General features: G+C 32.8%; 26 protein-coding genes. 15 read left to right on the plus strand and 11 right to left on the minus strand.

All coding sequences use genetic code 11. The features are described 5' to 3' along the window. Positions 1-22 precede the first annotated feature (22 nt). From DFQ02_RS09815 to DFQ02_RS09840, 6 genes are all read left to right on the plus strand, one after another. Positions 23-844 carry an ABC transporter ATP-binding protein gene (locus DFQ02_RS09815; protein ID WP_116524252.1) on the plus strand — a complete coding sequence of 274 codons (822 nt, stop codon included), beginning with the start codon at positions 23-25 and terminating at the stop codon, positions 842-844. A 3-nt stretch (positions 845-847) separates the two neighbouring features. Next, entirely contained in the window at positions 848-1,645 is a 798-nt protein-coding gene (locus DFQ02_RS09820) for a hypothetical protein (protein ID WP_116524253.1), read from the plus strand. A 1-nt stretch (position 1,646) separates the two neighbouring features. Beyond that, positions 1,647-2,012 carry a GntR family transcriptional regulator gene (locus DFQ02_RS09825; RefSeq protein ID WP_116524254.1) on the plus strand — a complete coding sequence of 122 codons (366 nt, stop codon included), beginning with the start codon at positions 1,647-1,649 and terminating at the stop codon, positions 2,010-2,012. Continuing rightward, positions 2,013-2,759 carry a hypothetical protein gene (locus tag DFQ02_RS09830; protein WP_147297753.1) on the plus strand — a complete coding sequence of 249 codons (747 nt, stop codon included), beginning with the start codon at positions 2,013-2,015 and terminating at the stop codon, positions 2,757-2,759. It begins immediately after the preceding gene. Positions 2,760-2,893: 134 nt separating this feature from the next. Then, positions 2,894-3,334: a protein-disulfide reductase DsbD domain-containing protein gene (locus tag DFQ02_RS09835; RefSeq protein ID WP_116524256.1), complete on the plus strand. Its 441-nt coding sequence runs from the start codon at positions 2,894-2,896 to the stop codon at positions 3,332-3,334. A 32-nt stretch (positions 3,335-3,366) separates the two neighbouring features. After that, positions 3,367-5,931: a TlpA family protein disulfide reductase gene (locus DFQ02_RS09840; protein ID WP_116524257.1), complete on the plus strand. Its 2,565-nt coding sequence runs from the start codon at positions 3,367-3,369 to the stop codon at positions 5,929-5,931. 83 nt (positions 5,932-6,014) lie between these two features. On the opposite strand, the gene DFQ02_RS09845 is transcribed toward DFQ02_RS09840, so the two are convergent. From DFQ02_RS09845 to DFQ02_RS09865, 5 genes are all read right to left on the minus strand, one after another. Beyond that, complete coding sequence (locus DFQ02_RS09845; protein ID WP_394343006.1) at positions 6,015-6,830, minus strand: TPM domain-containing protein; 816 nt, start codon at positions 6,828-6,830, stop codon at positions 6,015-6,017. A 64-nt stretch (positions 6,831-6,894) separates the two neighbouring features. After that, the gene (locus DFQ02_RS09850) at positions 6,895-7,332 is read right to left on the minus strand and encodes a TPM domain-containing protein (RefSeq protein WP_116524258.1); all 438 of its coding nucleotides are present in this window, start codon (positions 7,330-7,332) and stop codon (positions 6,895-6,897) included. Positions 7,333-7,344: 12 nt separating this feature from the next. Further along, entirely contained in the window at positions 7,345-7,941 is a 597-nt protein-coding gene (locus DFQ02_RS09855; protein WP_116524259.1) for a LemA family protein, read from the minus strand. Positions 7,942-8,021: 80 nt separating this feature from the next. Then, on the minus strand, positions 8,022-8,351 hold the full coding sequence (locus tag DFQ02_RS09860; RefSeq protein WP_116524260.1) for a MerR family transcriptional regulator: 330 nt from the start codon (positions 8,349-8,351) through the stop codon (positions 8,022-8,024). After that, positions 8,351-9,322 carry a M23 family metallopeptidase gene (locus tag DFQ02_RS09865; RefSeq protein WP_116524261.1) on the minus strand — a complete coding sequence of 324 codons (972 nt, stop codon included), beginning with the start codon at positions 9,320-9,322 and terminating at the stop codon, positions 8,351-8,353. The genes DFQ02_RS09860 and DFQ02_RS09865 overlap by 1 nt, the downstream gene beginning before the upstream one ends. Positions 9,323-9,543: 221 nt before the next feature. Between DFQ02_RS09865 and alaS the strand changes: the two genes are divergently transcribed. From alaS to DFQ02_RS09895, 6 genes are all read left to right on the plus strand, one after another. After that, entirely contained in the window at positions 9,544-12,156 is a 2,613-nt protein-coding gene (alaS, locus tag DFQ02_RS09870) for an alanine--tRNA ligase (protein WP_116524262.1), read from the plus strand. Between the two features lie 37 nt (positions 12,157-12,193). Further along, complete coding sequence (locus tag DFQ02_RS09875) at positions 12,194-13,159, plus strand: GSCFA domain-containing protein (RefSeq protein WP_116524263.1); 966 nt, start codon at positions 12,194-12,196, stop codon at positions 13,157-13,159. A 246-nt stretch (positions 13,160-13,405) separates the two neighbouring features. Beyond that, entirely contained in the window at positions 13,406-15,259 is a 1,854-nt protein-coding gene (locus DFQ02_RS09880) for a PQQ-binding-like beta-propeller repeat protein (protein ID WP_116524264.1), read from the plus strand. 228 nt (positions 15,260-15,487) lie between these two features. Continuing rightward, complete coding sequence (locus tag DFQ02_RS09885) at positions 15,488-15,772, plus strand: hypothetical protein (RefSeq protein ID WP_116524265.1); 285 nt, start codon at positions 15,488-15,490, stop codon at positions 15,770-15,772. Between the two features lie 5 nt (positions 15,773-15,777). Further along, positions 15,778-17,724 (plus strand): tetratricopeptide repeat-containing sensor histidine kinase, encoded by a 1,947-nt coding sequence (locus tag DFQ02_RS09890; protein ID WP_181896395.1) that lies wholly within the window; start codon positions 15,778-15,780, stop codon positions 17,722-17,724. Further along, positions 17,721-18,371 carry a response regulator gene (locus DFQ02_RS09895; protein ID WP_116524267.1) on the plus strand — a complete coding sequence of 217 codons (651 nt, stop codon included), beginning with the start codon at positions 17,721-17,723 and terminating at the stop codon, positions 18,369-18,371. Before DFQ02_RS09890 ends, DFQ02_RS09895 begins: the two co-directional genes overlap by 4 nt. 180 nt (positions 18,372-18,551) lie before the next feature. Here the strand turns inward: DFQ02_RS09895 and DFQ02_RS09900 are convergent, their stop codons facing one another. Then, positions 18,552-18,857, minus strand: coding sequence for a rhodanese-like domain-containing protein (locus DFQ02_RS09900; protein WP_116524268.1), 306 nt, complete (start codon positions 18,855-18,857; stop codon positions 18,552-18,554). Positions 18,858-18,963: 106 nt separating this feature from the next. On the opposite strand from DFQ02_RS09900, the gene DFQ02_RS09905 reads away from it, so the two are divergent. Further along, on the plus strand, positions 18,964-19,713 hold the full coding sequence (locus tag DFQ02_RS09905) for an enoyl-CoA hydratase/isomerase family protein (protein ID WP_116524269.1): 750 nt from the start codon (positions 18,964-18,966) through the stop codon (positions 19,711-19,713). Between the two features lie 91 nt (positions 19,714-19,804). On the opposite strand, the gene DFQ02_RS09910 is transcribed toward DFQ02_RS09905, so the two are convergent. The 5 genes from DFQ02_RS09910 to DFQ02_RS15200 all read right to left on the minus strand — a co-directional run bounded on the left by DFQ02_RS09910 (position 19,805) and on the right by DFQ02_RS15200 (position 23,728). After that, entirely contained in the window at positions 19,805-20,413 is a 609-nt protein-coding gene (locus tag DFQ02_RS09910) for a hypothetical protein (protein ID WP_116524270.1), read from the minus strand. A gap of 10 nt (positions 20,414-20,423) precedes the next feature. Further along, positions 20,424-20,624: a hypothetical protein gene (locus tag DFQ02_RS09915; protein ID WP_116524271.1), complete on the minus strand. Its 201-nt coding sequence runs from the start codon at positions 20,622-20,624 to the stop codon at positions 20,424-20,426. Positions 20,625-20,687: 63 nt separating this feature from the next. After that, positions 20,688-22,457 (minus strand): aromatic amino acid hydroxylase, encoded by a 1,770-nt coding sequence (locus DFQ02_RS09920; RefSeq protein ID WP_116524272.1) that lies wholly within the window; start codon positions 22,455-22,457, stop codon positions 20,688-20,690. Positions 22,458-22,874: 417 nt separating this feature from the next. Next, positions 22,875-23,435 (minus strand): DUF4136 domain-containing protein, encoded by a 561-nt coding sequence (locus DFQ02_RS09925; protein ID WP_116524273.1) that lies wholly within the window; start codon positions 23,433-23,435, stop codon positions 22,875-22,877. Positions 23,436-23,554: 119 nt separating this feature from the next. Continuing rightward, positions 23,555-23,728, minus strand: a complete 174-nt coding sequence (locus tag DFQ02_RS15200; RefSeq protein ID WP_181896401.1) for a DUF5522 domain-containing protein — start codon at positions 23,726-23,728, stop codon at positions 23,555-23,557. 43 nt (positions 23,729-23,771) lie between these two features. On the opposite strand from DFQ02_RS15200, the gene DFQ02_RS09930 reads away from it, so the two are divergent. Beyond that, on the plus strand, positions 23,772-24,683 hold the full coding sequence (locus tag DFQ02_RS09930; RefSeq protein ID WP_116524274.1) for a 1-aminocyclopropane-1-carboxylate deaminase/D-cysteine desulfhydrase: 912 nt from the start codon (positions 23,772-23,774) through the stop codon (positions 24,681-24,683). Further along, positions 24,684-25,472 carry a glucosaminidase domain-containing protein gene (locus DFQ02_RS09935; protein ID WP_116524275.1) on the plus strand — a complete coding sequence of 263 codons (789 nt, stop codon included), beginning with the start codon at positions 24,684-24,686 and terminating at the stop codon, positions 25,470-25,472. It abuts the gene before it with no gap. Positions 25,473-25,475: the final 3 nt, after the last annotated feature.

Below are 25,475 nucleotides of genomic sequence, written 5' to 3' on the forward strand. Positions count from 1 at the left end.
ATAGTATACTAATACATTATATATGATAGCAATCAATAATCTGTCTTATGGTTACAGTAAGCAAAAACCTTTGTTTGAAGATTTAAACCTAAGCCAGAATAATGGAAATATTATAGGCTTGTTGGGTAAGAATGGTGCTGGAAAGACAACACTTTTAAAGCTAATATCAGGATTATTGGAAATACAAAAAGGGGAATTGACGGTTAATGGTTTTGAACCTTTTAAGAGAGTGCCTGATTTTTTGTCTAATATTTTTTTTGTAAGCGACGATCCTTTTCTTCCATCGTTAACTATTAAAGCTTACCTAAAAGTCTATGGTGCGCTTTATAAGAATTTTGATTTTGAAAAAATGCACAAAATTATAGATGCATTTGAGCTCAAAGCAGATAAAAAGTTAAAAAATATGTCTTTCGGACAGCAAAAGAAGTTTATTATTGCTTTTGCATTGTCTACTAATTGTAGTGTATTACTATTAGATGAGCCTACAAATGGGTTGGATATTCCTTCAAAAAAAATATTTAGAAAAGTATTGGTAGATTTTATTGAAGATGATCAATTGGTCATTATTTCCACACATCAAGTTAAAGATGTGGAAACCCTCATAGATAAAATTGTTCATATTGAAAATGGACGTATTGTTTTTGAAAAAGACGTATTCAAAATAACAGAGAAGTTTCAGTTTAAAACAGTAAATACCATCAGTGGCTTATTAGATGTTAAATATTCTGAAAAATGTCCTGGTGGTTATAGGGTTATTATACCTGTTATAGAAAACGAAGAAACAGAGCTGGATATAGAACTTTTATTTAATGCCATTTCCAATAATGTAGAAATTAATATATAAGCTATGGGTTTGCAAAAATATTTTAATTTAAATAGGTTTTATAAGTACTTCAAGTATGACTTGACTTTAAACGGAAAAACTTACGCTCTAGCTTTGCTTGGACTATTTGTAGTTTTATTTATAGTAGATGTTTTTACGCTGAGCACAGCAAGTTCTAGAGTGAATTTTAATAGAAACTATTACACTCCTATATTCATATTTTTTCTTGTTTTAACGGGAGTTGTAAGTGCTGGTACATCTTTTTCAGCCTTGCGATCTTCCAAAACCAGCATACATTATTTGCTCATCCCGGTTTCAAACTTTGAAAAGTTTATTGTTCAATTTCTTATTCGTATCATGGGGTTTGTGTTATTGTTTTTACCGCTTTATTGGCTTACGTTTAAACTTGCATATGGTTTTTATAGTCTTTTTGCGATAGTCTCAGAAAATGTTGAAAGTTACAATATGTTAAGCCCATTTCAATGGCAAGAAAATAAAGTGGATATATATATTCTTGTTTCTCTTGCCAGTGGATTGATTTTATTTGCTTTCTGTGGTGCGGCTAGTTTTAAAAAATATGCACTATTTAAATCTATTTTAACTTTTGCGCTATTTGTTTTAGCTTGGTTTTTATTGATGGTAATTCTGTCTCACATATTTTATGACCATGATTCTAAAGAGTTATTGGAAATCAACTTAAGAAGTTATAGGGTTCAGGACGGTGTTTACAATACTCAAATTTATGCTACGATTCTTTTTGCTGGATTAAGTTTGATTTTATTACCACTAGCATACTTTAAATTGAAAGAGAGAGAAACCTAATATGGAGTTTAAGGAAAATAGAGGGATTTATTTACAGATAGCAGATGACCTGTGTAATCAAATATTAGGCGGTAGGCTAAAACCAAATGATAGGGTGCCGTCTGTACGTGATTTAGCTGTGGAGTTAGAAGTTAATAGAAATACCGTTATGCGTAGTTATGCCCATTTACAAGACGAAGGTGTTTTTGATAACAAACGCGGTGTTGGGTTTTTTGTTGCAGAACATGCCATTGAAAAAATAAAAGAAAAAGAGAAAACGTATTTTTTTGAAAACGATTTACCTGGTATACTTCAAAAAATTAGACTTTTAAAATTAAACAGCTCTGAGCTAAAAAAACTCATACAGGAAATACATAAAAACGACTAGATGAAAACGTCAAAATATATACAAGTCGCTTTATTAATATTCATTTTTGCTACTACTTTAGTGTTGTTTTTGGATGCTAAAAGTATTACCATAACTCCAAAGCCACTACATAAAGTAAAGGGCTATTATGACTCTAAATTGCTTGATGATTTTTCTGTGATTGTAGCCGAAAAAAACAGTAAATTCTGGATCAGAAATGATTCTATAAGTAGCGTTTATTATCAACATAGAGATAAGGATGGGCGCTCAAAATCAGATTTTGGATTTGAGTGTTTTAGTTTAAAGAATGATACCCTGTTTGTAAGTAGTGTAGATGAAAATTATTGGTTATATGTAAACACCCAATCTGTGAACAAAATTATAGGTAAAGAAAATTCAGAAATAGGATTATCCGGTTATTACAGTGACACACTAAATATAACAATAACAAAAGCTAAAATTAAAGGTTCTTTAAGAAACGATTCCATAAACGTATTAAAAATTGATGCTAATAATCATTCTGATATTAGTTTTGGGAGAATCACAAGAAAAGTTATTGACAGCATTACCAAAGAGGAAAAATTCATACCGCTTAATGATAAGCTAAAGGAAGCTGAGATTACTTTAAAAGATCATTCAAAGATTAAAATAACAAAACCTCAGAAACTTATTATTGAATCTGATGATACTAGTCATTATACAATTTTTAATGGTAACTCCAACGGAAAAGAACTCATTACGACTTCAACATTAGAAATAGTTAATTAACATCTACAAATATGACTAACTGAGATAACTTTATGGTGAAAGTTAAAATTCGTACAATTTATATTTTGTTTAAGAATTATTTTACAAATAATGAGCTATATTTATCTTCGATTTAACACTTGTATACATTTATAATGAAAAAACTACCCTTTTTGTTTTTGTTTATTTCGCTTTCAGGCTTTTCCCAAATGCTTGAGCCAGTAAAATGGACAACTTCCATAGAAAAAAATTTAAATAAGCAGTACGATATTGTTTTTACTGCCACTATTCAGGAGGGTTGGCATTTATATTCTCAACACTTAGAAGAAGGTGGGCCATTACCTACTATATTCAAGTTTGAACCAAATAACAATTATCAATGTATTGGTAAACCAACGGAACAAGAACCTATAGAAGTATTTGAGGAGGTTTTTGAAATGAACGTGAAATACTTTGAAAAGAAAACGGTGTTTAAACAACGTATTAAAATAAAACATAACACACCATTTAAAGTAAAAGGTGAAATCACTTATATGTCTTGCAACAAGCACCAGTGTTTACCAGGGCAATTTAACTTTGAAATAGAAATTCCTTAAATAAACATCAATCAATTAAAAAACGAACACTCATGAAAAACATTATTTCCATGCTTTTCTTCGGATTAGTCACGCTGTATTCCTTTGCACAAAAAACTATAGAAAATCCTGAATATGGATTCTCAACTTATCCAGGAGAAATTCTAAAAATTGAAATACATGATACCACAACGGTAATGCATTTTAAAATTAAAAAACTGCCTTGGGGTTATTTCCACTTGCATAAAGAGTCTCATATTATTTCAGGTAAAGACAATGATAAACAATTTGTTACCAAACTTACCGGAGCAAATTTTGGAAGAAATGATTTTCCTGAATCTGGTGAAGTAACATATCAATTATATTTTCCCCCACTTGATAAAGCAGTTACCACTTTTGATTTTGGTGTTGATAAAGAACGAGGTTGGCAAGTCTATAATATTGTTTTGCAAGAAGATGAAAACATAGCCCTTTTACCTAAATCGCTAAGAGGTAACTGGTTTTTAGCCGATGGTAGTAACCATTGGCACTATGGCTTCAATACCAAAAATGCTATTGTTGAAGGGCAGGTTTGGGATTATGAAACCGTAGAGCAAAATGGTAAAAAATACACGATTACCTTAGAACATGATGGTAAACTAAAAACCATTTATGCCAAACAAGGTAAAAATGGGTTGGTTGCTTTTGGCACTTCTCCAAAAACATTAAAAGATTATGGTTTAAAACGCGTATACAACCCAAAATTTGAATTGGAAAATGATGTGCCTTTTGAAACTGTAGCTTTTGCGATGGATTCTGCCACTTATTCTGGATATATTAAAGGGTTTTCAGCAAGAATGAAACAAAAAACGGGAATGTTGTATGTTAATAATCCTTTTTTAGGAGGTCAGGAATCTTATTTGGTTAAAATAAATGATGATGGAAATTTTAAGGTGAAATTACCCCTAACATATCCTCAAACGGTTTACTTAAGAATGCCTAATGACCGATACGATGTGTTTTTGGAGCCTCAAAAGGAAGTGTTTCATTACATAAGTAATAAAGACTCGTTTTTTATGGGAGATAATGCCCTAGTGAATACAGACCTAAAAGATTTAAAAGATATTAAGCTGATGTTAAGTAGGGAGGTTTACAAAAAAATAGGTGAAATATCTCCTAACAATTACACAAAATTATGTCTTGAACTTAAGGAAGAAGTACTGAATAAACTTAGCACTTACCAAAAGGATCACTTTATAAGTAAAAAAGCATTACAAATAAAAAACGCAGAAATAGAATTGGAGTACTACAACATGCTTTTGGGTTATAATATGAATCGTCGTTCTGTAGCTTATCAGAATGAAAAAGCTAAAAGTGACAAAGAAAAACTCCCTTACAAGGAGTTTGAGGTGAGTGAAAGTTATTATGATTTTCTGCCTAAAGATGTTTTAGATAATAAGCTGTTAACCTTGTCTAGTAGTTATTACTTTTTTACCAATAGGTTAATGTACGCCGATATTTTTAAAGAGAATAGACTACCAAAATTAGGTAAAGTAGAACTAACAAAATTATTACAAAAGAAAGGTGTGGAATTTACTACCGATGAACTTAATATGGTGGAATTTAGTAAGCAAGTTGAAACTCCTGAAATACTTGCTAAAGAAGATAAATTCAATAAAGATTATGGAGATTTAGAACAAGAATTTTACAGAAAGTATAGAACACATTTCAAAGATGCTGGAGAGTTTATTAAAGCACAGAACCAACCTAAACATCATTTTATACTCAATTTAGTAGACTATTTTGAAACTAAAAACATTAAAATTTCTGACGAGGAAGTTAAATTGGTAGAGGCACTAAACGTTTTAAGGACACCTGCAGAAATTGAAGATGAGCGTTTATTTAATAAAGAGTTTGCAAATGCTATCAAAACGTTTTATGATAAATACAAAGATTATAGTTCTGAGATTTTCAGAGAGCGATTAAATGCTGAAAGAGATAAAAAAATACAGGCATTTTTTGGAACCGAACATTCCTTTTTACAAGACGTAATGAAAACACAAACGTTTAGTAAAAAGTTTGAAGATTATGAAGTGTATGGTGAAGAAGATTTAAAAACGTTGCAGGCGTCATTAAGTACGCCATTTCTAAATGAGTATTTAGCATTTTGTAATACCCAAACCAAGGAAAAAATAGAACGAAACAAAACCAAAGGAGGCTATACTGTTCACAATGTTGAGAAAAAAGAAGGTGATGAGCTGTTTGCTTCTATGCTAAAAAAGTTTGAAGGTAAAGTAGTGTATGTAGACTTTTGGGCTACTTGGTGCGGACCATGTAAGTCTGGGATTAAAAGAATTGCACCACTAAAAGCAGAAATGGCCAATGACGATGTGGTGTTTTTATATATAACTAACCAAACCTCACCAGAAGGTACATGGAAGAATGCTATTGTTGATATTAAAGGTGAGCATTATAGAGTTTCTGCTGATGAATGGAACTATTTGTCTGAAAAGTTTAAGATTTCTGGAATTCCACATTATACCTTAGTGAATAAAGAAGGAGAGATTGTAAAACCAAAAATGCCCCATATGGATAATAGCAGTTTAAAAAGGATTTTAAAAGATGAATTGTCTAAATAAAAATGCCAGTAATAAAAGTTAAAACAAAAAGAGAGAAGTGTTTTTTAACTTCTCTCTTTGTTAGTTATTTTATTAAAAAGTGTTTACCAACTTCCACCTGCACCACCGCCAGAAAAACCACCACCGCCAAAGCCGCCTCCAAAACCGCCTCCAGACGACCAACCACCACCAGAACTTCCCCAACCACCACGGCTACCAGAAGAACGTCCCATATTACTGAGAATAATCATATCCCAGATATCTAAGCCGCCAGACTTGCCTCCTCGATTTCCTCCTTTACCACCACCTCGTTTGTTCTTTGAAATGGAGATGAGAATAACAACAAAAATGAAAATAAAGACTAAAAGAAAACCAATAGGAAAATCGTTTTTTTCCGATTTTCTTTTAGCTTGATACTCCCCTTGTAAAACTTTAAAAATGGCATCAGTTCCTTTATCTAATCCGTTATAATAATCACCAAGTTTAAATTCTGGAATAATCACATTTCTAATGAGTTCTCCAGTGATGCCTGCGGTTAACTTATGTTCTACACCATAGCCAGGAGCAATCCAAATTTTTCTGTCGTTTCTGGCTAGTAGTATAAAAACACCATTATCTTCTTTGGCTTGACCAACACCCCATTTGTGAGCCCATCTTGGAGCTAATAGGCCTATGTTTTCACCCTTAGTAGTGTTTATTATGGCAACAACTATTTGGGTAGATGTAGTATCAGCATACTTTTTAAGTTTTACAGTTAAATAAGTGGAATCTTTTGTTGATAAAAGTTTTGGTTTAGTGTAATCGTAAACAAATGTTTGCTTCTTATCTGAAGGCTTTTCTGGAATCTCAAACTGCGCAAAAGAAATATTAAAAGAAAAAAGAGTAATGCAAAGTATTGAAGCCAAAGAAATCATTTTCATTTTGAAATACTGTTTATTGTACTCTGGCAAATGCATACCAATCAATGAATACCGCATACTGATTTTAGCCTTTAGAAATATCGTTAGAGAGTTCGTTGGTATCACAATCTGTGTATGGGAAATGTTTTTTCAGTTGTATTCCAGACATTAAAATACCCTCAACCAACCCTTGCTTAAAATTGCCTTTTTTAAAGTGAGACTGAATAACATCTTTAGTGCTATCCCAGAAGTTATCTTCAACAACGTCATTTATGCCTTTATCTCCGTATATTACAAAATTTCTATCCTCAACAGCTACATAAATCAATACCCCATTTTGGGCTTTGGTATTCTCCATTTTGAGCATGTAAAACACCTCTAAGGCTCTATTGGTAGCATCGCCATTAGAGGTTTTTTCAATATGAACACGAATTTCGCCCGAAGTATTTAGTTCTGCTTTTCGAATAGCTTCAACGATATCTTGTTCTTCTTGAGTGGTTAAGAAATCTTCAATTTTTGACATTTTTAGAATTTATTAAAACTTCATCTCATCTACCTCAACAGGTTTTTCAGCACCCGCCTCGGCATTAAAGTTTGGTTTTTCATCAAAACCTAAAATACCAGCAATGAGATTACCAGGAAACTGTCTTACATGGATGTTATAAGGTTTAATAGCTTCATTAAAGCGAGTTCTAGCCGTTTGGATAGTATTTTCAGTGCTTGTTAATTCATCCTGAAGTTTTAAGAAATTTTGATTCGCTTTTAATTCAGGATACCTTTCAACCGTTACTAACAAACTCTTAAGCGCGCCACTTAATCCTCCTTGAACCTGATTATATTGTGCTAATTGTTCGGGAGTGATATTGGAAGGGTCTATGGAAATTGATGTGGCTTTAGCTCGAGCATTTATAACGCCTTCAAGAGTACTTTTTTCAAAATTCGCAGCGCTTTTTACAGTATTAACCAAATTGCCAATTAAGTCGTTTCTGCGTTGGTAAGAAGTTTGAACATTTCCCCAAGCTTCCTTCACAGATTCGTCTAATCTTACAGCCGTATTATTAAAACCTTTTCCCCAAGAGAATAAACCGAATACTATTACCGCAGCAATAATCCATGGTAAAAATTTTTTCATGATATGATAATTTTAGATAATTGTTAATTGTATGACACTTTGTTTTGTAAAAAGTTACACAAAACATCAGGTATTTTTTATTAAAGATGTTCTTTGATTTTAATCAATTGGTCTTTAATGTTTTCTAGTTTGCTTATAATTTCAAAGTTGCTTAGCGCTTCTTTTTTATCCTCCTTTAAATGAATTTTGGCGCCTTCTAAAGTGAATCCTCGTTCTTTTACTAAGTGGTATATGAATTTAAGGTTTTTTATATCCTCAGGTGTGAACTTACGGTTACCTTTAGCATTTTTTTTAGGCTTTAATACATCAAACTCTTTTTCCCAAAACCGAATTAATGATGTGTTTACACCAAAAGCCTTAGCAACTTCTCCAATACTGTAATAGCGTCTTTCGGGTAAATCTATATGCATTAGTCAAGAGATTGGTTTTCTAAAGAAGCGTGTTCTAACATTTTACTAAATTCTTCGGCTGTTAAGCTTCCATAGTAAAAGTTAATAGGGTTGATGCGTTTACCATCTTTAAAGATTTCATAGTGAAGATGTGGAGCCTCAGAACGTCCAGTACTACCAACAAAACCTATAAGGTCACCACGCTTTACTTTTTGGTTTTTACGTACGTTATATTTAAATAAATGCGCATACAAACTGGTATAGCCAAAGCCATGATCTATACGAATGTGTTTACCGTAACCACTAGCTCTGGAGTCTGCTCTAACAACTTTACCGTCTCCGCTCGCATAAACAGGTGTGCCTCTGGGTGCGGTAAAATCCATTCCCCAATGCATTTTTCTAGCTTTGGTAAAGGGGTCTGTACGCATACCGTAACCAGAAGCCATTCTGGTTAAATCTTCATTACTAACGGGTTGAATAGCAGGTATAGCAGCCAATAGTTTTTCTTTTTCTTCTGCTAAAGCTGCAATTTCATCTAAAGACTTAGATTGAACAACTATTTGTTTTTGCAGAATATCAATACGTTTGCTGCTTTCAATAATGAGTTTAGAGTTATCGTAGCCTTCTAAGTCTTTGTAACGGTTAATACCACCAAAACCTGCTTTTCGTTGTGCTTCTGGAATAGGGTTGGCTTCAAAATAAACCCTGTATATATTATTATCTCTATCGGCTACATTAGCCAATACAGCCTCAGCCTCATCCATTTTTTTGTTGAGAATTTCGTATTGAAATTTCATATTCAGTAACTCACGCTTTAAAGCTTTTTCTTTGGGAGATTCTATATATTGTCCAATAATAAAGTTTGCAAAAAAGCCAAATAATGCTGCCGCCATTAGAAATACCATAACATACTTGAAGGTACGCCTTTTTTTACGCTCAACTTTGCGGTACGAAAGCGATTCTGGATCGTAGTAATATTTTACCTTACTCATTACGTTATTTATGCTATTTTTGCATCGATAAAATTCAAGCCTTAAACTTGTAATTAATTGCTAAACGATTAAACCTACCAATTATTTTGATGTTTGTTTATAGTTCTTTAAGATACTGTTTCACAAACATCTTCAACAAAAAATAAATTTTGGTGAGTAAAGATAAAAATTGTTTTACAATTAATGTAATGAAACAAAAAAAGAGAATATCCTTAAAGTAAATGAAGTCACAAGAAATTCGATCTAAATTTTTAAGTTTTTTTGAAAATAAGAAACACGCCATAGTGCCTTCCGCACCCATGGTTTTAAAAGATGACCCAACGTTAATGTTTGTAAATGCAGGTATGGTACCTTTTAAAGAATTCTTTTTAGGTAATGCAGAACCTAAGAACCAGCGGGTAACAGATACTCAAAAGTGCTTACGTGTTTCAGGAAAGCACAACGATTTAGAAGAAGTGGGGTATGATACCTACCACCACACATTATTTGAAATGTTGGGGAACTGGAGTTTTGGCGATTATTTTAAAGAAGAAGCCATAGCTTGGGCATGGGAATTACTCACTGAGGTTTATGGTATTGATAAAGATATTCTATACGTAACGGTTTTTGAAGGCGATGATGAAGACGGACTACCAATGGATTCTGAAGCTTACGATTTTTGGAAAAAGCACATATCAGAAGACCGTATTTTAAAAGGAAACAAAAAGGATAACTTTTGGGAAATGGGAGACCAAGGTCCTTGTGGTCCTTGTAGTGAAATTCATGTGGATATTCGTTCTGCAGAGGAAAAAGCTAAAATTGATGGTAAGGATTTAGTAAATATGGACCATCCGCAAGTGGTTGAAATTTGGAATTTGGTATTCATCCAATTTAACAGAAAAGCTAATGGTTCCTTAGAGTCGCTTCCAAATAAGCATATAGATACTGGAATGGGCTTTGAACGTTTGTGTATGGTTTTACAGGGTGTTCAAAGTAATTATGATACCGATGTGTTTACGCCAATCATCCGTGAGGTGGAAACCATCACCAACAAAGATTATGGTAAGGATGAAAAAGTTGATATAGCTATACGTGTGATATCAGACCACGTACGCGCTGTAGCCTTTTCAATTGCAGATGGGCAATTACCTAGTAACAGTGGTGCTGGTTATGTGATTAGAAGAATTTTACGTAGAGCTGTTCGTTATGGATTTACGTTTTTAGATAAAAAAGAACCTTTTATTTACAGGTTAGTTGATGTGTTGAGTGAAAAAATGGGCAAAGCATTCCCAGAGTTAAAATCTCAAAAACAACTTATTGAGAATGTTATTAAAGAAGAAGAACAATCATTTTTGAGAACTTTGGAGCAAGGATTGATTTTACTTAATAGGATTGTTGAAGAAACTAAGGATGATATTGTCTCGGGTGAAAAAGCTTTTGAGCTTTATGATACCTATGGCTTTCCAATTGATTTAACGTCACTTATTTTAAGTGAAAAAGGTTATACTTTAGATGAGAATGGTTTTAAAAAAGAACTACAGAAACAAAAAGACCGCTCTCGTGCCGCCAGTGAAATGTCTACAGATGATTGGACCATTTTAATTGATGATTCAGATCAAGAATTTATTGGTTATGACACACTGGAAGCCAATGTGAAAATAGCCAGGTACAGAAAAGTAACTTCAAAAAAAGAAGGCGACATGTATCAGTTGGTTTTTAATTTAACTCCGTTTTATGCTGAGGGTGGTGGGCAAGTTGGTGATAAGGGCTATTTAGAAGATGCTCATGGCGATGTGGTTTATATTTTAGATACCAAAAAAGAAAACAACGTCATTATTCACTTTACCAAAAATTTACCAGAGGACATCAACAAAACTTTTAAAGCGGTTGTTGATGCTAAACAGCGACACAGAACAGAGTGTAACCACACCGCAACGCATTTATTACACCAGGCATTACGTGAAGTTTTAGGAACCCATGTGGAACAAAAAGGGAGTGCGGTACACTCAAAGTACTTGCGTTTTGATTTTTCTCATTTCGCTAAGTTAACCGTGGAGGAATTACGTGACGTTGAAAACTTTGTTAATGCCCGAATAGATGGTAAACTACCTTTAGAAGAAAAACGAAACATTCCTATGGAAGAAGCCATAGCTGAAGGTGCCATGGCTCTTTTTGGAGAAAAATATGGGGACACAGTAAGAGCGGTTCGTTTTGGTCAATCTGTAGAGCTTTGTGGTGGTACTCACGTGAAGAATACAGCAGATATCTGGCATTTTAAAATTGTTTCAGAAGGTGCAGTAGCTGCAGGTATTCGTCGTATTGAGGCTATTACAAATGATGCTGTTAAAGATTTTTACCATGAAAATAACAGAGCATTTTTTGAAATGAAAGATTTGCTTAACAATGCCAAAGAGCCTGTTAAGGCACTTCAGAATTTACAAGACGAAAATGCGAGTTTAAGAAAGCAAATAGACGCACTTTTAAAGGATAAAGCTAAAAATATCAAAGGGGAATTAAAAAGTGAATTGACCAATCTAAATGGTATTCAGTTTTTAGCCAAAAAAGTAGATTTAGATGCTGCTGGAATTAAGGATGTTGCTTTTGAATTAGGGAATCAATTTGATAATTTATTTTTATTGCTTGGTGCCGAACAAAACGGAAAGGCATTGTTATCTTGCTATATATCTAAGGAGTTGGTAGCTAGTAAGAAGTTAAATGCTGGACAGGTAGTTCGCGAACTTGGTAAGCATATTCAAGGCGGTGGTGGTGGCCAACCATTTTTTGCTACTGCTGGAGGAAAAAATCCAGCAGGTATTCAAGAGGCTTTGGTGGCAGCTAAAGATTATTTGAAGTAACTTGTCATCCTGAACTTGTTTCAGGATCTCATTATATATGAATCTTCAGACCAAAATACCATTATCTAGACAATCTATTAACTTTATAGGATATGAGTCTAAGATTCTTTTATTAGGATCGTGTTTTGTTGAAAATGTTGGGGCTAAACTAGAATATTTCAAATTTCAATCTGTAGTAAACCCATTTGGTATTTTATTTCACCCTAAAGCCATTGAAAATTTTATTCAATATACGTTATATAATAAAATTTATTCTAAGGATGATTTGATTTTTAACAATGAACAATGGCATTGCTTTGATGCGCATTCAAAATTGAGTAATGCTTCAAAAGAAGATTTACTTAACACTTTAAATGAACAAACCAAAATAACATCAGAATATCTTAATAAAGCGACCCATATTATTGTTACTTTAGGAACTGCGTGGGTTTATAGAATTAAAGAGACTGGGAATGTCGTCGCTAACTGTCATAGAGTACCCCAAAAAGAGTTTTCAAAAGCGTTGCTTTCTGTTGATGATATTCAGGAATCGCTACAAAATACGGTGAGCCTAATTAGAAATGTAAATCCAAAGGCTTCAATAATTTTTACGGTGTCTCCAGTAAGACATTTAAAAGATGGTTTTATTGAAAACACACAGAGTAAAGCGCATTTAATTACAGCCATTCATGGAATTTTAAATAGTCAGTCATCAATAGGAAATAGTCAATTACATTATTTTCCATCTTATGAAATTATGATGGATGAGCTTAGAGATTATCGCTTTTACAAGGAAGATATGATACATCCAAACCAAACAGCGGTAGATTATATTTGGGAAAAGTTTATTTCTGTTTGGTTAGATACTCGTGCTAAAAAAACAATGGATGAGGTTGATGCCGTTCAAAAAGGAATGTTGCACAAACCATTCAATCCAAAATCCGAAGCGCACCAAGAGTTTCTTCAAAATTTATCTTTAAAGAAACAACAACTTCAAAAGCAATTTACTCATATAAGTTTTTAAAATACCACTTTTTGTGTATGTTTCTGACTAACGAATGGTTAAGTTGTTACTTTAAAATTTAATTATTCAATAATGTTACCCCAACAGATATAATTCATTTGTATGAGCTAATTTTATAGCTCTAATACTCTTTTTTAAATAGATATTTTATTTCAATTTCAATCAAAATACGCAATTTATCGTATTGATTCTATGTCTCTTTAGTTGCAATTTTGAGAAGCTATTAATTGTAAACAAGATTCAACAATGAGAAATTTAAAACAAATCGTGATGCTAATAATGGTTTTGTTATTAGCACACACAGGATGGACTCAAAAAACCACTCCAGATTATCAATACGCTTTTGATGGTCAGGTGAAATGGCTAATGCTTCATGAGTCTGGAACGCTATTGGCTTCAACGGGTGAGGCTTTAGCAGGAATTAGACCAAATAGTAGTGAGGTTTCATTCAAGTTAGAACGTCTAAAACGTGTAAAAGAAGAACATTTAGAGTTTGTACCTAATACACCTTACGTTATTATAAAACCTCGCGGTATTTTTATGCATACTGTTGTGATTGACGTAGTAAAGGGGAAAATTGTTTTTGATTCTAAAGCCGAAAATTGGCAAAATGGTGTTACAAGCAGATACTTTTTATATCCTGAAATGATGATAGTAGTTAACGGGATGCACAAAGAGGAAGGGCTTGGAAATTATACTGCTGGTGTAGGTATGTACGATTTAAAAACTGGAAAGTTGGTTAAAATATTTGAACGTAAAGGAACAAACCCAATGACTGGTGAACCTGATATTTTAGGCGATGATATTATTATCCCTGGATTAAAAAATGTGGAGTGTTACTCCATAAGTTCTGGTGCTGTTAAATGGACAGCAGATGTTAAAAACGCAACAAGCATTGTTACAAATGAAGCTTCGAAAGAAGTATATGCATTCCGTTCAAAAGGAGATAATACCGTAGTTTATAAAATTAATGCTGATAATGGAGCATCGTTGTGGCCTGAGGGTAACAAAATTAAGGGTGTTATCTCAACTATTGAATTTACACAACAAGGGTTAGCTATTGTTACTAATATTTTGAGTGGAGGAAGTAAGTTAGCCAGTAAATTAAAAGGTTCAGGGACTTCAAAGGTTTATCTACTAGACTTAAATTCTGGAGCTGATTTATGGGATAAATCACCTAAAACAAAAGGCATAATAAATCATTTTTATGTAGAAGACGATGGTATTATTTTCGGAGTATCAGATGGTGGTATCAATAAAATTGCTTTTGATGGAACACCTCGTTGGAAAAAACCTTTAAAAACAGGTCCAGGTATTCAAATTATGGCTACAGTGCCTAAGGGGCTTTTATATATTTCCGAAACTGATGCAGATATAATTGATATGACAACAGGAGAATCGGTATTTGGAAAAGCCATCAAATATAAGCGTTCAGCATCAGTAGTATCAACCTATGATTCGAAGATGGATCGTTTTTTAATTTCCTGTAAAGATGGTGTTTATGAAGTAGACGGGAATAATGGAGAATATAACTTAATTGCTAATGATATTACTTTTGGAGGCAAGGAAGACCCAACGGGAATAGAAGTTAGGGCAGGTGGTATTTTATTGACCTCTGATCAAAACCTAGAAATGTTAGATTTTCAAGGCGGCGCGAATTGGGATGTATACCATCGTGCTCCAGGCAAAAGTGCTTTTGGAGCTATTTTAATGGGGGCATTAACGGCTACTTCTATGGCTATGGGGTCTGCACACGCTGCTAGAGCAGGTTATATGAAAGGTGCTGGAGTTCCAGCTTATCACTCTGCGGTTCAAAGAGAGGAAGATGCAGCCGATGCCTATGCTGCTATTGCTGATGCAGCCTTTCAAGAAATGATGAAGCGCTTTAAGGCAACAAAAGCTACGGCCAACTCATCATTCATTTTAACTAAAGTTGATGAAGGTGTTGCATTGGTGAAAGTTGATAAAGATTCTGGTGAAACCATGAATGAAATTGTAATTGAAGATAAAGACCCTATGTACGAGGTTGATGATATTGCAGGCTTTCTATACTTTAAAGACAAAGGCAATAATATAAGTGCTTACGATTTAAATAAGTAAATCTTGTTGTTGAGATTTGTTTGATTAGGCGTGGTAAATTATTTTATTACGCTTAATCTTCTTAACAAGCATTTCGTCGAATAATTACAATAATAATTATTTTTAATTGTAAATTAATATCGCTATTAATCAGTTCATATAGAAAACACCAATTTGCAAAATTCAGTTTTTGTAATTGGTGTTTTTTTATGGTTTTATAAGTCTTTTATAACCGTATTGTAAGAAATAATGGATTTTAATACCTTTATAGAAGTTATTATATCTATAGCTATTGTAGCGTGTATGGGTTGCATTATAAAAATTTATGCTGCCACTTTAAAGATGAAGTCTAGGTTGGATTTTAATCATTTTATTTTAAAAGAAAAGCTAGTAGCGGCAAAACAAGAAAATAGTACTTTAGTTAATAAAATAGTTTTGTGTAATGAAATCAATTCAAAACTGATACAAAGTTTTTTTGATATCATTAATAAACTTCTTTCGCTTCAAAAGTTTATATTTGAGAAAGGTCAATGATTTTTATGAAAAAAAAGTTACTCTCACTCACTTTTTTACTTCTCATATCGTTTTGTTTCTCTCAGAATCATTTAAAGATAATAGACAGTCTAAAAACGGTCATATTTAACAAACCATCAGATTCCATAAAAATAAAAGCTTACGGAGATTTATGCTGGTATTATAGATCGGTGTCTATAGATTCTGCTTTTAAATATGGTAATTTAGCTTTAAAACTTTCTAAAGAAACCAGTAACCAAGCTGGAGAAGCGCAGGCATATAATGATATTGGTATTCTGCATTACGATTTGGCAGATTATACAAAAGCATTAAGATATTATGATGCTTCTTTGAAAATTAGAAGTATTCTTAAAGATACTATGGGTATGGCGGCTCTTTACAATAAAATTGGGCTTATTCATCAGAACACCTTTAAATTGGATTCAGCAATTTTTTACGCTACAAAAGCACTAAAAATTTATGAGGATAAAAATCACGTGCGCTATGTTGCCTACATTAAAAGTAATATAGCGAATATTTACAGAGGCTTAAAACAATACCAAAAGGCTTTGGAAACACACCTTGAAATTGCAGAGGTAAACAAAAGTATTAATGATAATTTAGGACTAACCAGAACATATAATAATATTGCCAATGCCTATCTGTTTTTAAAAGATACGGTGCAAAGCGAAACCTATTATTTAAAAAGTATAGACCTAGCTTTGAAGTATGATTACAAAAAAGAATTAGCCGGACTTTATAACAATTATGGTGGTATTTTACATGATATGAAAAAATACACCAAGGCCATTAACTATAATACAAAAGCATTAAAATTAAGAGAAGAGCTAAAGGATAATTATGGTATTACAAGTACCTCGTTACATTTAGCAGGTTTGTATTTAGATCTAGGAGATTTTAATACAGCAAGAAACTACCTTTATGAGGGTTTGAATTTGTCTGAAGGTTTCAATATAAATGAGTTAACAATGGACGCTTACGATAAGTTGGCTTCGTATTATGCCTTTAAAAGAATTCCAGATAGTGTATTGTATTATAAACAATTGTTTAAATCAATAAATGATACTATTTATAATAGTAGAATTACCAAAGAAGTTGCAGAAGTTCAAGAGAAGTATAATGCAGCAGAGCGAGAAAAGGAGATTCAAACCCAACGAGCCGAAATAGCTGAAAAAGAGCTTAAATTAAACAGGAAAAACACGCAAATAATTGGATTAGTATCACTAGCCTTGTTGTTATTCGTTTTAGGTTATTTACTCTATAACCAACAAAAATTAAGGAACAAACAGTTACAAAAAGAGAGTGAGCTTAAACAAGCTTTGATAGAGATTGAAACCCACAATAAGCTTCAAGAACAACGCCTTAGGATTTCAAGAGATTTGCATGACAATATTGGAGCACAACTTACTTTTATTATTTCTTCCATAGAAAATTTACAATATGGTTTTAAAATTACTAACAATAAATTAAAAGGAAAGTTAACAGATATAAGCGCCTTTACTAAAGAAACTATTTACGAGTTACGAGATACCATATGGGCAATGAATAAAAATGAAATTACTCTCGAAGATTTACAGGGCAGAATTTCTAATTTTATAGACAAAGCTAATGTATCTGCTTCAAACTTAAATTTTAGCTTTACTATTGCCGAAGCGCTTTCAAAAGCGTTTGTGTTCACATCTGTGAAAGGCATGAATATTTATAGGGTTATTCAGGAAGCGGTTAATAACGCTATTAAATATGCCGAAGCATCAAACATTGATATTCAAATTGAGAAAAAGGATGACAACGTATTATTTTCAATTAGTGATGATGGAAAAGGCTTCGATTTTAATGAAATTAATGCAGGTAACGGGTTAAATAATATGAAAAAACGTGCTACTGATATGGGGGCTACAATTATTTATAATAGCGAAACTGGAAAAGGAACAAACATTATCTTAACTCTATGATCATTAAAGTTGCTATAGCAGATGACAATAATTTTTTAATAAAAGCAGTAAAAGAAAAGCTGTCTTTTTTTGATGATATAAAAGTAAGTTTTACAGCTATCCATGGGGGTGATTTGTTGATTAAGTTAGAAGAAAATCACAATCTAGATTTGATTTTAATGGATATAGAAATGCCTGTTGCAAATGGCATTCAAGCTACAGAAAAAGTAAAACAAAAATATCCGCATATTAAAATAATTATGCTTACCGTTTTTGATGATGATGAAAATATTTTTAATGCTATAAAAGCTGGAGCTGATGGGTATTTACTCAAAGAAGTCAATCCAAAAGATTTATATCAAGGTATCAATGACACCTTAAGTGGTGGCGCTGCTATGAACCCTTCTATAGCCATGAAAACATTAAAGTTGCTAAGAAATCCTATTGATTTTGAAAACAGTCAAGAATGCGAAGACATAACATTAACCAATAGAGAGGTTGAGGTATTAGAACAACTTAGTAAAGGTTTAAGTTATAATGCTATTGCCAACAACTTGATTCTATCAACTGGAACTATCAGGAAACACATTGAAAATATTTACAGAAAACTACAAGTTCACAATAAGTTAGAGGCTGTGCAAAAAGCTAAAAAGAATAACTTAATTTAATCATTCTTTAACTTTTGGCTAAACTAACTACATAATCTCAGATGTATATTTGTAGTGTTAATTAACAAACTATAATCACATTGGTTAGACTTCTTATGTCGGAGGAAACTAATGTTTTTTTGTTTTATATACTTTTCCTTAATTGTTTTGAAGAACCTTTTAAAATCTAATAAGTTTAAATTAAAAGTTTCTGGATAAACTTTGCCAACCACCACCATTCATCACTTCAATGCCATGTGGTTTTAAAATACTGCAGGCGCTACCAGAACGCATACCACTAGCACAACATGTAATTACAGGTCTGTTTAATTTTCTAAGCTCATCAATTTTAGAATTGAGCATCTGTAGTGGTATATTTTTTGAACCTTTTATAGCGCCTTGTTGATACTCTTGAGGTGTTCTTACATCCACAATAATAGCACCTCTGCTTTTAAAATCTTCAATCATCCTTTTTTTATTTCCAAATAGTAAACTTAATAATCCCATCTTGTTTTTGTGCAAATGTCTCTATTCTTCTAAAAAAACAATGTAACAAGTGTTACCAATTAAGTTTCACGTAATTTTGTGTATATTCAACCCAGTAAAAACAACTATGGAATCTTACGTAAAACTTACCATTAAAGCTCAGGTTGGATACATTGAGTTTTTTCACCCTAATAAAAATGCCATGCCCAGCGATGTGCTTAAAAAGTTGGAGCAAACTATTTTAGAGGCAAGTAAGAATGAGGATATTAAGGTTATTGTACTTAAAAGTTCAGGAAATCGAACTTTTTGTGCTGGAGCTAGTTTTAATGAACTAATTGCTATTGAAGATGCCGAAACAGGAAAACAGTTTTTCTCTGGTTTTGCCAATGTGATTAATGCCATGCGTAAATGTCCAAAGCCTATTGTAGGAAGGGTACAAGGAAAAGCCGTTGGGGGAGGTGTTGGTTTAGCCGCTGCAACAGACTATTGTTTGGCAACACAGTTTGCATCAGTAAAATTAAGTGAATTGAGTATTGGTATTGGACCTTTTGTGATTGAACCTGCTGTTTCAAGAAAAATTGGTAAAACAGCCATGTCTCAAATGACTATTGATGCTGAAACATTTTTTTCGGCAGATTGGGCTAAAGAAAAAGGATTATATGCCGAAATTTTTAACACTACCGAAGAATTAGATGATGAGGTAAATACTTTAGCTAAAAAATTAGCTTCTTATAATCCTGATGCTTTAAAAGAAATGAAGCAGGTCTTTTGGAAAGGAACTGAGCATTGGGATGAGCTTTTAACTGAACGAGCAGGGATAAGCGGAAGGTTGGTTTTAAGTGAGTTTACTAAAACTATTTTGGATAAATATAGATAAGTAACATTGTCTATATTAAAAAAAATGCCCTTTAAAACTAAGGAGTTTTTCAAGAGCATTATTCTTTTAGAAAAAAACTATGCAATACTAATTATTCATAATCCTTAACCTTAATATCTTGTAAAGCCTTTTTTTCTCTTTTAGTTTTCTCTTTCTGTTTTTTGAGTTTTTCGTCAAGATCATCTAGTTTTTTCTCTGCTTTACGAACTTTTTCTTCTTTTTCGCTAGCCTCTTCTTCAGTAATTTCCTTTTCTTTTTTTTGTTTTTCCACGCGCTCTTTAGCTTTTCTCACACGTTCTCTACCCTCATCAAGCGTTCTTTCACTCCTTCTAATGCGTTCTTCCTTTTCCTCTATTTTTTCTTGAGTTTCTTGAGATCTTAATTTTCCAAACTCTTTACCACTCAGATTGCCTTTATTTCTTCCGTATGCATTGCCATCGCCTTTAAATTCCTTTTTCTCTTTAATTTTTTTATCAACCTTTTCTGTCTTCTGCTCTTTTATCCTTTTTTCGCCTTCGCTAATTGCTTTTTCCTTCCCTTCTTTTACTTTTTCCTTACCGTTTTGTTTAACCTCTTTTGAGTTCTTTTTCTGAACTTGCTCCAATTTCTTTTCCTTACTTTTTCCTTGAGCATAAATTTGAGGTGTTCCTATAAAGGTGAACAATAGGAGTAGTGAGAATAATAGTTTTATAGTTTTCATAATGAGTGTTTTAAATACTGTCAATTTCTTTAAGGTTTTCTTCAATCTCTTGAGTGAAATCTTTTAGTTCTTCAATCTCCTTAGTAACAGTTTGCTCCAAAGAATCAATTTTTTGAATAGTCTGTTCCATTTTCTTTTCTTCTTCTTTCTTTTTATCTGTACAGGATAATAATAATAGGAATGCTATTCCAAGTGTAAATGCTGTTTTCATAATTAGATTTTAAGTTAGTGTTGACTTTATGACCCTAAAAGATTGAATAAGTCACATGATATTTTATTTATTTGTTATATAGTTTTCTTTATAACGAATAATCTCTATCCCATCATCAATTAATTTACCAACTTCGGGTCTGTTATATTTTACATTATTTAAATGAGTCAAGGCTTTTTTACTTAATTCGATTTCGTTTCCAATATAGGCTAATTCATAAATCTCTAATGGTAATAACCAATCGCTTGCGTGGTTTTCAATTAGTTCTTCCAAGACTTTAGTTCTAGAAATGGTTCTATTAATGTCATCTCTATAGTCTCGTATCTGCTGATATAAAGCCTCTAATCTCAATCGTTCCTTAGTTTTTTTAACCTGAATAGTTTTTTCAGAAGGCACATGAGTAATCAAGTTAAAACTATTTAAATCTGCTGGACCTGAAAAGGCTGAAATGATTTCTTTTCCCACGGCCATATCATAAATACCCTGTTCAGGTTTAAACAATATAGTATCACCATGAGAAACGGTGCAGTTTTTAAAACTGATTAGAATAATTTTTCCTTGAAGATTACGTTTTCCAGTGATAATTTCCCCAGAAACTTTAATACCACCCTCAAATTCAAGTATTACCTTTTGTTCTTCATAAATATTGTAAGCGGCTAAGTCACGTGGACTCATGTCTTCAATAGCTAAATTGATACCTTTTAGTTTTCCAATCGGTGACCCTAACCCTTTTTTATGTGTTTCTATACCATGACCAACCAATTCCTTTTCCCTGTAAGCCAATGCTGTTTTACCTGTAGTTTGAAGATATATTGGTTTGCTATTCTTTTCAATAACATTAGTGAAAACACCAGATATTTGTAACCCAGTACTCAATTCAATAGAACCTAGAGCTTTTGAGTTAATTAGCTTTTTTACACCAGAGAGACCACCGGTTCTTAAAGCCATGGTGTTAGCAAATTCTTCTAATACCAAACTTAAATGTGCAAAATCTGGGGTAACATAAAGTTGAGGTTGAGGTTTTGTAATATCAAAATTTTGGTAGGTGGCTTCAAGGGTATACGGTATTTTTTTTACGGCATCAGTAAGACACCATTCGCTTTCACCAATTGATGACAATAGACCTGCACCATAAATTTTAGGCTTTTCAACAGTGCCTATTAGTCCATATTCAACGGTCCACCAGTGCAAATTTCTAATCAGTGCCATTTCACTGGGAGCGCCCATGTTTTGTTGTAATTCTTCGATATGTTTTTCGGCTTGTTCTATATCTTTCTCAGGGGTATGAGGCGCTTCCTTAATAATAGATAAGTGTCTTACTGCTTCATATAATTCGTAGTCTTTAGCCGAAGAGATTGCTTTACAGCCAATCTCTCCAAAACGCCTTAAGTATTCTGCATATTCAGGATTTGAAATTATTGGAGCATGACCTGCGCCTTCATGAATAATATCTGGGGCAGGGGTGTATTCTATATGTTCTAACTGGCGAATATCACTAGCAATTACCAACACATTGTAAGCCTGAAATTCCATAAAGGCATTCGGGGGGATAAAACCATCTACGGCCACAGCTGCCCAGCCTATATCCTTTAAAATCCTGTTCATACCGTACATGTTAGGGATGCTGTCTATAGAAACTCCAGTTAATTTCAATCCCTCTAAATACGATTTATGAGCTGCTTTACTTAAATAGTTTACATTTTTAAGCATGACGTATCGCCAAACAGCTTGGTCTATAGCAGAATAATCCTCATAATTTTGGGGTTTGATGAATTGTTTTAAGTGTTTGGGGAGCTTATTTAAAATAGGGTTTATTTCGATTGAATTTTTCATCATGTGCAGTAAAATGTTATTCTACTAAAAATACAAAATTCTTGAAGAATTGATTATGCATTATTTCTGTTGGTACTTGATTTTTATGATAATTAAAGGTTCTATGTATTATTCTATTCAATAATTTATTGTATAGAATTTCTTTTCTTTGTGAGAAGTAGATTTTGAATTTTCAAAATGAAAAACAATCCTCAGGAGATTCTATAATTTTACTAATAGACATTAATTATAATTTAGCAAAAGTTTATTTTCGAAATAAACCTAATAAAGAGAAAGCTTTAAACTAATTTTATCGTGCTTACATTTTCACAACAAATTTCCTCAATCATCAAGTGTTGATAAATAGGCTACTCAAGCAAAATTAGAAATTGATTAGCTGGATACAAAAAAAGCCACTTTTAAAGTGGCTTTGAAATTTTATTGAAGAGCTTCGGGAGGATACTTTTCAAAAATTTTGTCAACAAACTCTTTAATGCGTTCCTCTTTTTTCTCCATATTTCGGCTTAAGTAACCTGTACCAACACCTTGCCATATCAATTCTTTTTTGTTGGCATCAATTAAATCAACAAATAAAGTACCTTGGGTACTTGTAGATACCATGGGTTGGTTCCAGCCCCATCCAGGGCCCCAAAAACCAGGGCCCCAACCGGCTCCCCAGCCCCATCCGCCCCAACCCCAGGCGTTGTTGTAAACATCAACACGTTGGTTAGATTTGGTGAAAATGCTCACCAATAAATCGGGTTTTTCGGATTTTATATATCCTTTAGCTAACATATTAGCTTCAATAGCTCTTAAAATCCTACGTTTGTCTAGGTCGCTTATTTCAGCTTTGTCAATACCTGTTTTAAAAAAGGCAAAGGTTTTGTATTCGCCAAAATTTGCGTTTTTATCATAATCTGCTGCAACTCGTACAGAGCTGCATGATGAAACTACAAATAGTACGATAAGTAACGGAATGGTTCTTAATAATGTTTTCATAATGCAATTTTTTTAAATGATTACAGTAAATTTAATAAACTCATATTAACTGCGCTAGGTTATGTAAGCAGTTTTAAATTGCTTTTCGGTTAGTTAAATAACATCAATAATCATACCAACTAGTTAGTAGATTTTTTTGCAGAATTAGTTTTGAGATTGTAGCCATAAGGGCAGTGTCTACAATTGCTTTCACAACAATATCCGCGTTTTAAGTGATATTGCTCTGTAAAACATTTATAACCTTCAGGGGTTAAGTAATAGTCTCCTTCTTCTATGGGGATTATTTTTTTCATCATCACAAAGATACTTTAATTAGTAAAAAGTATCTTCGCGTAGATGAATTTTAAAGTAGAAAATAGTGTCAATCAACAGGTGGTTATACCTAAAAGTTGGGGTGTGGAATTATATGTAAAACGCGAGGATAAAATTCATCTGTTTGTCTCAGGTAACAAGTACAGAAAATTAAAATATAACCTTTTAGAGGCCAAGAATAAAGGGCATGATACACTTTTAACTTTTGGAGGAGCATTTTCAAATCATATTGCAGCTGTTGCCTACGCAGGCAAAATGTATGGTTTTAAAACCATAGGTATTATTAGAGGTGAGGAGTTAAAGAGTAATTTACATAAGAATAAAACTCTTAGTTTTGCTAATTCTAACGGTATGCAATTTGAGTTTGTCACTAGAGAGTTATACCGAAATAAAACAAGTGATGACTTTAAGAAACATTTAAGTGAGTTTTTTGGAGATTTTTATTTAATTCCCGAAGGTGGAACCAATCATTTGGCGGTAAAAGGTTGTGAAGAAATACTAACCCAAGCAGACAAGGAATTTGATTACGTTTGTTCTGCTGTAGGAACAGGAGGAACTATTTCAGGGCTTATTAATTGTTCAAAACCTAGTCAACAAGTTTTAGGTTTTCCAGCTTTAAAAGGAGACTTTTTAAAAGAAGATATTAGTAAATTTGTTACCAAGACCAATTGGGATTTAATTACCAATTATCACTTTGGTGGTTATGCTAAAATAAACCAAGAATTAGTGGCGTTTATTAATAAATTCAAAACCGATAATGCTATACCCTTAGACCCAGTTTACACTGGAAAAATGTTATTCGGAATTTTTGATTTGATTAAAAAGGGATTTTTTAAAAGAGGAACAAAAATTTTGGCTATTCATACTGGTGGCTTGCAAGGGATTGAAGGGATGAATTTAGTTTTAAAAAAGAAAGGATTACCAATTATTAAATAAATGAAAAAACTACTGTTTATAATATGTTTAGTCAGTTTTATGTTTAGCTGTAAAACTAGAAAAAAAATTGTTGATAAACCTGAAACAACAAAAACCCAAACCGTTGTAAAAGCAGAAGAAACCCCAATACCCAGCGTAACTCTAAAAAAGGTTTATACCAATGACACAGAGCGTTACATTGATGCCTATAGAGCCATAGCGCAGCACGAAATGCAATTGTATAATATACCCGCCAGTATTACTTTAGCTCAAGGCATTCTGGAGTCTGGTTCTGGGAATGGGAGATTATCGGTTGAAGCTAATAATCATTTTGGTATTAAATGTCATGATTGGATAGGAGCTAGAATTTATCATGATGACGATAAAAAAGGAGAATGTTTTAGAAAGTATAAAGACGCAAAATACTCGTTTAGAGACCACTCACTATTTTTAAAAGACAGAAAACGATATGCAGGCTTGTTCAAGCTTAAGCAAAGTGATTACAAAGCTTGGGCTAAGGGATTAAAGGCAGCAGGGTATGCAACAGACAGAAAGTATCCACAGAAGCTAATATCTTTGATTGAACGTTATCAATTATATAAATATGATAAAGAGGTTTTGGGAGATAAATATCAAAATGTAGAAGAGGCGGTATTACCTCAAACCTATATTGTGGTAAAAGGAGATACATTGTACTCCATTTCAAAAAAATATAATTTAACAGTAAAAGAACTTCAAAATATGAATGGTTTAACTGATACGGCGCTTAGCATTGGTCAAGTATTAAAAGTAGAGCCATCAAACAATTAAATA

This window comes from Seonamhaeicola aphaedonensis, from assembly GCF_003386195.1.
Taxonomy (GTDB): Bacteria; Bacteroidota; Bacteroidia; order Flavobacteriales; family Flavobacteriaceae; genus Seonamhaeicola; species Seonamhaeicola aphaedonensis.

Excerpts from the sequence above, each read along its gene's own strand:
- DFQ02_RS09815 (WP_116524252.1), top strand. The coding sequence starts at position 23 with ATGATAGCAATCAATAATCTGTCTTATGGTTACAGTAAGCAAAAACCT.
- DFQ02_RS09820 (WP_116524253.1), top strand. The coding sequence starts at position 848 with ATGGGTTTGCAAAAATATTTTAATTTAAATAGGTTTTATAAGTACTTC.
- DFQ02_RS09825 (WP_116524254.1), top strand. The coding sequence starts at position 1,647 with ATGGAGTTTAAGGAAAATAGAGGGATTTATTTACAGATAGCAGATGAC.
- DFQ02_RS09830 (WP_147297753.1), top strand. The coding sequence starts at position 2,013 with ATGAAAACGTCAAAATATATACAAGTCGCTTTATTAATATTCATTTTT.
- DFQ02_RS09835 (WP_116524256.1), top strand. The coding sequence starts at position 2,894 with ATGAAAAAACTACCCTTTTTGTTTTTGTTTATTTCGCTTTCAGGCTTT.
- DFQ02_RS09840 (WP_116524257.1), top strand. The coding sequence starts at position 3,367 with ATGAAAAACATTATTTCCATGCTTTTCTTCGGATTAGTCACGCTGTAT.
- DFQ02_RS09845 (WP_394343006.1), bottom strand. The coding sequence starts at position 6,830 with ATGAAAATGATTTCTTTGGCTTCAATACTTTGCATTACTCTTTTTTCT.
- DFQ02_RS09850 (WP_116524258.1), bottom strand. The coding sequence starts at position 7,332 with ATGTCAAAAATTGAAGATTTCTTAACCACTCAAGAAGAACAAGATATC.
- DFQ02_RS09855 (WP_116524259.1), bottom strand. The coding sequence starts at position 7,941 with ATGAAAAAATTTTTACCATGGATTATTGCTGCGGTAATAGTATTCGGT.
- DFQ02_RS09860 (WP_116524260.1), bottom strand. The coding sequence starts at position 8,351 with ATGCATATAGATTTACCCGAAAGACGCTATTACAGTATTGGAGAAGTT.
- DFQ02_RS09865 (WP_116524261.1), bottom strand. The coding sequence starts at position 9,322 with ATGAGTAAGGTAAAATATTACTACGATCCAGAATCGCTTTCGTACCGC.
- alaS (WP_116524262.1), top strand. The coding sequence starts at position 9,544 with ATGAAGTCACAAGAAATTCGATCTAAATTTTTAAGTTTTTTTGAAAAT.
- DFQ02_RS09875 (WP_116524263.1), top strand. The coding sequence starts at position 12,194 with ATGAATCTTCAGACCAAAATACCATTATCTAGACAATCTATTAACTTT.
- DFQ02_RS09880 (WP_116524264.1), top strand. The coding sequence starts at position 13,406 with ATGAGAAATTTAAAACAAATCGTGATGCTAATAATGGTTTTGTTATTA.
- DFQ02_RS09885 (WP_116524265.1), top strand. The coding sequence starts at position 15,488 with ATGGATTTTAATACCTTTATAGAAGTTATTATATCTATAGCTATTGTA.
- DFQ02_RS09890 (WP_181896395.1), top strand. The coding sequence starts at position 15,778 with ATGAAAAAAAAGTTACTCTCACTCACTTTTTTACTTCTCATATCGTTT.
- DFQ02_RS09895 (WP_116524267.1), top strand. The coding sequence starts at position 17,721 with ATGATCATTAAAGTTGCTATAGCAGATGACAATAATTTTTTAATAAAA.
- DFQ02_RS09900 (WP_116524268.1), bottom strand. The coding sequence starts at position 18,857 with ATGGGATTATTAAGTTTACTATTTGGAAATAAAAAAAGGATGATTGAA.
- DFQ02_RS09905 (WP_116524269.1), top strand. The coding sequence starts at position 18,964 with ATGGAATCTTACGTAAAACTTACCATTAAAGCTCAGGTTGGATACATT.
- DFQ02_RS09910 (WP_116524270.1), bottom strand. The coding sequence starts at position 20,413 with ATGAAAACTATAAAACTATTATTCTCACTACTCCTATTGTTCACCTTT.
- DFQ02_RS09915 (WP_116524271.1), bottom strand. The coding sequence starts at position 20,624 with ATGAAAACAGCATTTACACTTGGAATAGCATTCCTATTATTATTATCC.
- DFQ02_RS09920 (WP_116524272.1), bottom strand. The coding sequence starts at position 22,457 with ATGAAAAATTCAATCGAAATAAACCCTATTTTAAATAAGCTCCCCAAA.
- DFQ02_RS09925 (WP_116524273.1), bottom strand. The coding sequence starts at position 23,435 with ATGAAAACATTATTAAGAACCATTCCGTTACTTATCGTACTATTTGTA.
- DFQ02_RS15200 (WP_181896401.1), bottom strand. The coding sequence starts at position 23,728 with ATGAAAAAAATAATCCCCATAGAAGAAGGAGACTATTACTTAACCCCT.
- DFQ02_RS09930 (WP_116524274.1), top strand. The coding sequence starts at position 23,772 with ATGAATTTTAAAGTAGAAAATAGTGTCAATCAACAGGTGGTTATACCT.
- DFQ02_RS09935 (WP_116524275.1), top strand. The coding sequence starts at position 24,684 with ATGAAAAAACTACTGTTTATAATATGTTTAGTCAGTTTTATGTTTAGC.